Raw genomic sequence first — 573 nt, forward strand, 5'->3', positions numbered from 1 at the left:
TCGTTGCGGTCTGTTTTGATCCGGTCACCGGGCGGGCGCTGCAGCTTCGACGGGGCCGCGACCACGCACTCGATCCCGGCAGCGCGCAAGGCCCTGGCCAGCGGGAATCCGGTCGGCCCGGCCTCGTAGACCACCCGGCACGGGCCAGGCAGCGCCGTAATCCATTCCAGAATTTCACCATGATCCGGTGTGAGCCGGGCACGGAAGATCTCACCGGTCTGGCCATCGATCGCGCACGCGACGACAGTCAAAGCGTGGACATCCAGGCCGACGTGAGTACGCTCAAACATAGCTGGAACCTCCAAACTTCAAATGTGGCTCTACCCCCTGGATCAAGTCTGGGGCAACCCACGACATCCGTTGAAGAGAAGGTTCCAGCCCCCGCACCCCACGGTGTCTTTCTGATACGGGCCAGAGCTGCCGGGCAAGGATCCGGAGCGCCACCGGACAAACAAACCCCCGAACGCCCGCCCAAAGCTGGCGCTTCGAAACCTTGCCCGGCAACAATCGCGCCCTCAGAAGGACACCGACCAGCCAACTGCACCGGCCACACACATATCGTCTAGGGGACAG

General features: G+C 63.5%; 1 pseudogene. It reads right to left on the minus strand.

Annotated features, from left to right (window positions below):
- Positions 1-290 (minus strand): annotated as a pseudogene (locus PQ627_RS19895) (IS110 family transposase); the annotation flags it as partial.
- Positions 291-573: the final 283 nt, after the last annotated feature.

This window comes from Paenarthrobacter sp. AB444, from assembly GCF_028736865.1.
GTDB classification, from domain to species: domain Bacteria; phylum Actinomycetota; class Actinomycetes; order Actinomycetales; family Micrococcaceae; genus Arthrobacter; species Arthrobacter nicotinovorans_B.